The following is a 7627-nucleotide window of genomic DNA, read 5'->3' on the forward strand; positions in this document are numbered from 1 at the left end:
AGGTGGCCCCGACCACGGCCAGCGCCAAGGCGCCGCTGCCGCTCGAAGAGCTGCGCACCTTTGCCGAGGTGATGGACCGCATCAAGGCGGCCTATGTGGAACCGGTCGACGACAAGACCCTGCTGGAAAACGCCATCAAGGGCATGCTCAGCAACCTCGACCCGCATTCGGCCTACCTGGGCCCGGAAGATTTCCAGGAGCTGCAGGAAAGCACCAGCGGCGAGTTCGGCGGGCTGGGCATCGAAGTGGGCATGGAGGACGGTTTCGTCAAGGTGGTGTCACCGATCGACGACACCCCGGCCTCGCGTGCCGGCATCGAGGCCGGTGACCTGATCGTGAAGATCGACGGCCAGCCGACCCGCGGCCAGACCATGACCGAGGCGGTCGACAAGATGCGCGGCAAGATCGGCCAGAAGATCACCCTGACCCTGGTACGCGATGGCGGCACGCCCTTCGACGTGACCCTGGCGCGGGCGGTGATCCAGGTCAAGAGCGTCAAGGCGCAGTTGCTCGAAGACGGCTACGGCTATATCCGCATCACCCAGTTCCAGGTCAAGACCGGCGAAGAAGTCGGCAAGGCCCTGGCCAAGCTGCGCAAGGACAACGGCAAGAAGCTGCGCGGGCTGGTGCTGGACCTGCGCAACAACCCTGGCGGCGTGCTGCAGTCGGCGGTCGAAGTGGCCGACCACTTCCTGACCAAGGGCCTGATCGTGTACACCAAGGGCCGCATCGCCAATTCCGAGCTGCGCTTCTCGGCCGACCCGGCCGACGCCAGCGAAGGCGTGCCGCTGGTGGTGCTGATCAACGGCGGCAGTGCCTCGGCTTCGGAGATCGTCGCCGGCGCCCTGCAAGACCAGAAGCGCGGCGTGCTGATGGGCACCGACAGCTTCGGCAAGGGCTCGGTGCAGACCGTGCTACCGCTGAACAACGACCGCGCATTGAAGATCACCACCGCGCTGTACTTCACCCCCAATGGCCGCTCGATCCAGGCCCAGGGCATCGTGCCGGACATCGAGGTGCGCCGCGCCAAGATCACCAGCGAGCAGGACAACGACAACTTCAAGGAAGCCGACCTGCAAGGTCACCTGGGCAATGGCAACGGCGGTGCCGACCGGCCGTCGGGCAAGGCGGCGAGCAAGAAGGAGCGCCCGCAGGACGACGACTTCCAGCTCAGCCAGGCCCTGAGCCTGCTCAAGGGCCTGAGCATCACCAGCGGCAAGTGATGCGCCCGCTGCTGCTGGCCCTGCTCTGCCTGTTGGCCGGTGCCGCCCATGCGACGCCGGCCAAGGCCTACCTCACGCTGATCATCGATGACCTGGGCCAGAGCCCGGCGCGGGATGCGCGCACCCTGGCGCTGCCCGGCCCGGTCACCCTGGCGGTGATGCCCGATACCCCGCACGCCAGCGAATTCGCCCGCCAGGCGCACCAGGCCGGCAAAACGGTGATCCTGCATATGCCCATGGACCCGGCCACCGGCCCCTACGCCTGGCACCCGGGCACCCCGCTACCCGAGCTGGAACAACGCCTGCACGCCGCGCTGCGCAAGGTGCCGTACGCCAGCGGCATCAACAACCACATGGGCAGCCGCATGACCGCAGAGCCGCAGGCCATGGGCTGGCTGATGGCTGAGCTGCAGCACCGGCACCTGTTCTTCCTCGACAGCCGCACCAGCGCGGCCACGGTGGCCGCCGCCAAGGCGCAGGCACAAGGGCTGGCGAGCCTGTCGCGGGATGTGTTCCTGGACGATGTACGCACCCCCGAGGCGATTGCCGGGCAATTGCGCCTGGCCATAGCGCTGGCGCGCAAGCAGGGCTCGGTGGTGATCATCGGCCACCCCTACCCGCAGACCCTGGAGGTGCTGGAGCGCGAGTTGCCGCGGCTGAAGGCCCAGGGTGTGGACTGGATCGAAATTCAGCAGATGATCGCCGAACGCGCCAACCTGGCGATGCCGGCCCATGGCCCGGCTGGCCGCTACCGGGGCAACGGCAGCAGCCAGTGAGGGTCAGGCCAGGCCGGCGCGATCAGGCCCTGAGCGGGAACCAGCCCTTGATGAACATCGGCGTCAGGTCGGCACGCCAGATTTCCGGGAGTGCGCCACGCGAGTTGGCGTTCTTGAGCAGGTCGGCATAACCCAGCAGGCGTTGCGCCGCGAGCTTGATGTGGCCTTTGCTGAACGCCTGCACCGGCGTCTGCAGCGCAGGATAGTGCAAGTGCACGTACCACGTGCCGCCACCGCGAATCGACACCTCGTATTCATCGATCAGGTCACCGGCCTTGAGCGGCTTGCGGGCGCCCAGCGCGACAATCTTCACCTGCTTCTGCTCCCACAGGTACAACAGGTTTCGCGCGGTGGGCTTTTGCGCCTTGCACATGCGCACGCGAATGTCGCGGGCTGCCGTACGCAGGGCTTGCGCTGCCGTGGCCAGCTCCTCGACAAAGGCCTGCTCCGCCGCCAGCAAGCCTTCGTGACGCTGGAACTGCGCCGCCACGTCGCCAAGGTTGTGCGCCAGGGCCTCCAGCGGGTAAGCAATATCGGCCGGCGCGTGCTCGGAATCGATAAAGCCCTGCTGCTTGAGTGTGAGTGCCGCCATGCGGTCCAGGTACTGACGCCCCACGCGGCGCAATGCCTTGCGCGACTTCAACCCGGTGCTCGGCGCGGGCAGCACGCTCTTCACTTCGTTCCAGTCATCGCTGGCATGCTCGCGGAACGTGGCCACCACACGCTCACCGCTGGCACTGTCGATGTCTACCACCTCGCCCGGCTCACCGGCCACGGGCTCGCGTCGACGCCCCACCAGCACACGGCGCGAGCGGGTATGGATGACCTTGTACTTGCGCGCAGGCACGGGCCTGGCAGGCACGGCGGGAGGTGCCACCAGCAGGGCGCCCAGCTCCTGCTCGGCACTCAGGCGCAGGCGCTCCACCACCTCAAGGTAGATCGCCAGGTAGTCCTTGCCCGCCACCGGCGGGTACAGCTCGGCCACATACAGTGCGCTGGCCCGAGCACGGGAATAACAGCTGAGCGCTTCTTCCAGCACGGCTGCACGCTCTTGCGCGGTGAAGGCTGCAGGATCGACGCTCATCTGTTCACGCGACAACACGCCCGCGAAGACTTCAGGGTCGGTGAGGCGCTGCTTGAACTGCTGGCGCTGCTCCAGATCGGCAATGCGCGTGTCCAGGCACATGTAGGCAAGCATTTCCATGTAGCCGGTACGCAGCTGTACCGTGCTCACGGTCTTGAGCTGCACGCGCCGGGAGGCGATGTCGGCCTCTACTTCGCCAGCCTGCTCGCGCAGCGCCGGGTCTGCCTTGAGCTCCACGAGCATCTGGTCGACCGCCTCGGACATCGCCAGCGCCAATTGATGGTAGTGCTCCAGCGCAGCATAGGCCTCGGCCAGCGCCGAGCCCGGCAAAGGTGTTTCGCCCAGGGTGACGGCAAAGGCATTTTCGAACCAGGCATCGTTCAGGGCAATCTTGAAGCTCTTGCTGTGGTACTGGCTTTGCAACTGCAGGCGTGCCTGCGCCTGCGCCTTGTACAGCACGACTCGCCGCGCACGGTAGTCGGCACTCTTGATCAGCCCGAAGCGATCGGCGGCCTTGTAGGTGTCCTCCGCTTCCAGGCACAGCGCCAGTAAGCCCTCGACCTGCTTGATGTACGCGTCCTGGTCGGCCACATAGGCCTGCTCGGCATTTTTTGCCAGTTCACGCGCCAGCTTAAGCTCGACCAGCCGCGAGGCGCTGCGGTCCACCTGATAGGCACGCTGCTGCTTGAACAGCACTGCCAGCCGGCTGTCCAGTACATTGAGCCTGGGCAGGTTGGCCAGGCCGGCGCTGGCACAGGTGTGCTGCGCCACCGCCATGCGTGCCGGCACTTCCTGCATTTTTTGCGCAGCCTCAAGCTTGCGCTGCGCGAGGCTCAAGCGTCACTTCGGCCCGCCGCCACGCAGGCGCAGGCGCAGGTCCAGCTGCCATTGATCGTTCTCGTCCAGGCGCAGCCAGGGCCCGCGGCGTGCCCCGTGCGGCGCCTGCGGGTCGGCGATGTAGAACCCATCGCCCTGCTGCACCACGCGAAACACCTGCCGCTCGATCTGTACGTAAAGCTCGCTGCCGACGCGCAGCAGCCCCTTGCCGGCACCGCTGTCGACACGTACCGACGCCCGCTCGCCGATCTGCACCTGCAGCGCATCCAGCAGGCGCTGCAGGTGCACACTGGGGGACGGGTGGCGCGCGCGCCAGGAAAACTCCAGTGCCGTGTTCAGCTGTTCAGCCTGGCCGACCTTCAGCACCTGTGGCAGCAACACCGGCAACACCATGCCCGTGGTGGGCGCGCTGCCCGCCACGCGCGCAGGCGGCCCCTGGGTCAACATGTCGGCTGGCACCGGCTTGAGCGCAGGCCCGGGCTGGCGCACGCTGTCAATACCGCCCACACCGTGCATGAACAGGGTGGCGAGGTTGAACAACAGGTCGACCAGCGCCTGGGCACGCTCTTCATCGTTGCCATGGCTGAGCTGCGAAAGGTCGTTCTCCAGGCTCGACACCAGTTGCAGCAGCCAGCCGGCCACCGCCGCCGGCCCGCGCACCAGCGGCAACACGATGTTGAACAGCAGCCAGCCACCCTCCTTGACCATCGCCCAGCGGCTCTCGGCATTGGAGGTCGACTGCCGGTCGGCCAGGCGCTTCAACGCGTCCAGGTTGGCCTGGTACAGGTGCAGCAGTAGGTCCCCGGCCAGCGGCGTACCGCCAAGGCGTGGCGTGTTGCCCGGCAGGACGATGAAGTCGTCGTCGACCGCGACCCCCAGGTGCGGGTGCGCGAAGCCGTCATGGTCATACACCGGCCTGGCACTGTCGCTCATCCAGTTGAGCACGCTGTCGGCCAGCGTCTTGTGCTTGAGCGCCTTGAACAGCGCCGCCTCGTCGGCAAACTGCTGCAACACCGGCTCGAACAGCGGGCGATACAGCACCAGCACGGCGCTGTCGGGCCGCTTCAACACGAACATGTTGCTGACCACGTCGGCAGCCGCGTCCGCGCCTGCCAGAAACGTCAGCGGCCGCACGCTGACCGCCGCTGCCCGGGTGGTGCTCATGGCATAGCTGACGCAGCGATAGCCTTCACGGGTGAAGCCATGCTCGCGCTTTATCTTGTGTTCCAGCGCCAGCAGTGGCAGTTGCGCCCGCAACTGTTCGCTGAACAGGCGCTGGCGGACTGCACGCTGTGCGCTGTCGGCGTGCAGTTGCTGCTCCAGCAGCTGTAGATAACCGGCCCCCACATCGACGCGCTGGATCAGCGCCTTGACGTACGCCGGCGTCAGCCAGTCAGGGGGCGCCTGTTCGCTGTCCAACGACAGCACCAGCGTACCCTTGGGCAGGCCGGCGAGGTTTTCCAGCGCGGCATCGACGAACAGCAGCGGCACTTTCTCGACAAAGCCGAACCCCCCCTGGCCATAGGGCACGTGAAAGGTCAGTACCAGATGGTAGGGATCCACACGGCTGTCCGGGTGGTCGCTGAGCATGGCCTCGCGCAGACGCTGGGCGGCATAGTCGCGCAGCGAGGGAATGTCATGGTCGAAGCTCTTGCCGGCACTGCTCAGTTGCGCCTGAACCAGGCTCATCCAGTACGCCTGGTACGCGAAGTAGTCGAGTGCCGAAGCCTGCTGCAACCACTGCGGCACATGCGCTGACAGGCTGTGGTCACGCAGCGCCAGCGCGCGGTTGCCGGACAGGCGCAGCGACAGGTCGGTGACCCTGGCGAACGCCTGCTCCAGCGCCGACACCGTGCTGCCCTGCACACGCAGTGCCGCGATGTCCTGCAACTGCTGGTTGAGCAGCGCCTCGGCCTGCACGACAAACACGTTCTGCTCGATTTCGACCCGTTGCCAGCTCAACCCGGCGACCGGGTAGGTGGCCTCCAGTTCGGCAGCCAGCGCCTTGGCGAAATCCGCCTGCGCGGTGAAGCCTCGGGCCTGGCCATCGGGCTTGCACCACAGCACGTCGTCGCCACGCACCAGCAGCAGGTCGGCCAGCAGCAAGGTATCGCTGCGCGATTGCGTGGTGACCTGCACATTGACCAGGCAGGCCTCGACCGCCGCTGCACCATACTGTTCACGGCGGGCCTGCTGGTGGGCGCACAGCAGTACCTGCGACACCATCGGTGCCCAGCGCTGGTGACTGCGCGCTTGCGGCGCCAGTGCCTGCGCCAGCGTCAGGCTCAACCCGCTGAGGCGCGACACACCCTGGCTGCCGGTGGCCTGCCAGTAGTCGATCAAGGCCTGCTGGCAGGCCGCGAGCAGCTCTTCAGCGAACACTTTCAGCACCGTACGCACCTCGCCAGCCGGCAGCCAGGCGCCCTGGTACTTGAGCACCGTGTGGCCACCGTCGCCCAGGTAGCCGACCAGCCCCGACGCGGCGTCGAACTCCAGCGGCTCCCAGTGGCACAGGTTGTCCAGCGCCGCGTCCAGCAGCGGGCGCTTGGCGAAATGCTCCCCTTCGGGCACATACAGGTACAGCGCAGAAACATCGCAGAGCAGGCCGGGGAAGGCCTCTTCAAGCAGACGTGCGAGCAGTTGCCGGCCGACCGCGCGCAAGCTCGGGCGCGCGTCGAAGGCTGCGGCCAACGTGGTCGAAAGCACGTTGCGCGGGTCAGGTTCAGGGGTGGTTTGCAGGGTGTGCAATGGCATGGGAGCACCTTCGGTGAGGTTGAGTGCTGCCAGGCCTGGCAGCGCTCAACGATCAGAACCGCAGGGGCCACCCGCCGGGTGGTAACTATCTAGACGCTACAGGTAGCGCGCGAACACCTGGTCGACGACGCCTTCTTCGCGCATCTGCTCAAGTGCCAACTGCAGTTTTGCCACCACCGCATCCGGCACCTTGGCGTTCAGGGCCAGGTACAGTTGCGCGCCATTGAAGCGCAACACGGTCTTGAGCTGGGTGATATTGACCTGGCGCGCCAGGTAGCGCCCGGCCGGGTCGCCGGTGGCCCACAGGTCGATTTCACCCTTGAGCAACTTGCCGGCGTTGTCCTGGTCACGCAGCACGGTGATCGGCTTGAGGCCTTGCTTGCTCAGGTGCTGGGCGATGGCGTCGCCCCGGTAGGCGCCGATCCGCAGGCCGCGAGCATCGTCGAGGCGTTCCAGGGTAAGGGTGCTGTCGGGGCGGGCCAGCAGGATCCAGTCATCCGGCCCGATCGGGCGACCCATTTGAACAGCTTGTCGCGCTCGGGCAGGCGCGCCATCACGAACACACCGTGGTTGGGCGTGGTCAGTGCCTGCTGGTAGATACGCTCCCAGGGAAAGCGCAGGGTCATGCTGTAGGCGATGTCGGCACGCTTGAACATCTCGCGCACAAGGTCGGCGGCGATGCCCTGGATCTTGTCTTCGCGGGCGAAGTTCTTGCCATCGCTGGCCATGTTGTAGGGCGGGAAGTTCTCGGTGAGCAGCACCAGGGTTCGTCGGCGCGGGCGAGGGCGGCAAGGGAGAAGAGGCTGACGAGCACGACGAGCAAGCGAGTGAACATAGGATGGACCCATTCCCTGGCGATGTGCCTGCATCACCTTAACAGCAAATGCTTATGCAGTGGCCCGTCGGGCCCCTTCGCTGGCAAGCCAGCTCCCACAGGGTTCCAGGGTGCCTGC

Annotated in this window: 4 protein-coding genes and 1 pseudogene; 2 read left to right on the top strand and 3 right to left on the bottom strand. The window is 66.5% G+C overall.

The window, feature by feature from the left end:
- Both G3436_RS21790 and G3436_RS21795 read left to right on the top strand, forming a co-directional pair.
- Positions 1 to 1223 (top strand): S41 family peptidase (locus G3436_RS21790; RefSeq protein WP_163949339.1); only part of this gene is annotated, 1223 nt, incomplete at its 5' end.
- Positions 1223 to 1999 (top strand): divergent polysaccharide deacetylase family protein, encoded by a 777-nt coding sequence (locus tag G3436_RS21795; protein WP_163949343.1) that lies wholly within the window; start codon positions 1223 to 1225, stop codon positions 1997 to 1999. The genes G3436_RS21790 and G3436_RS21795, both read left to right, overlap by 1 nt.
- 22 nt (positions 2000 to 2021) lie before the next feature.
- Here the strand turns inward: G3436_RS21795 and G3436_RS21800 are convergent, their stop codons facing one another.
- The 3 genes and pseudogenes from G3436_RS21800 to G3436_RS21810 form a co-directional block, all read right to left on the bottom strand.
- The gene (locus tag G3436_RS21800) at positions 2022 to 3920 is read right to left on the bottom strand and encodes a hypothetical protein (protein ID WP_163949346.1); all 1899 of its coding nucleotides are present in this window, start codon (positions 3918 to 3920) and stop codon (positions 2022 to 2024) included.
- Positions 3921 to 3923: 3 nt separating this feature from the next.
- Complete coding sequence (locus tag G3436_RS21805) at positions 3924 to 6674, bottom strand: dermonecrotic toxin domain-containing protein (RefSeq protein ID WP_163949350.1); 2751 nt, start codon at positions 6672 to 6674, stop codon at positions 3924 to 3926.
- A gap of 96 nt (positions 6675 to 6770) precedes the next feature.
- A pseudogene (locus G3436_RS21810) lies at positions 6771 to 7509 on the bottom strand (substrate-binding periplasmic protein).
- Between the last annotated feature and the right edge of the window lie 118 nt (positions 7510 to 7627).

Source organism: Pseudomonas brassicae (assembly GCF_010671725.1).
GTDB classification, from domain to species: Bacteria; Pseudomonadota; Gammaproteobacteria; order Pseudomonadales; family Pseudomonadaceae; genus Aquipseudomonas; species Aquipseudomonas brassicae.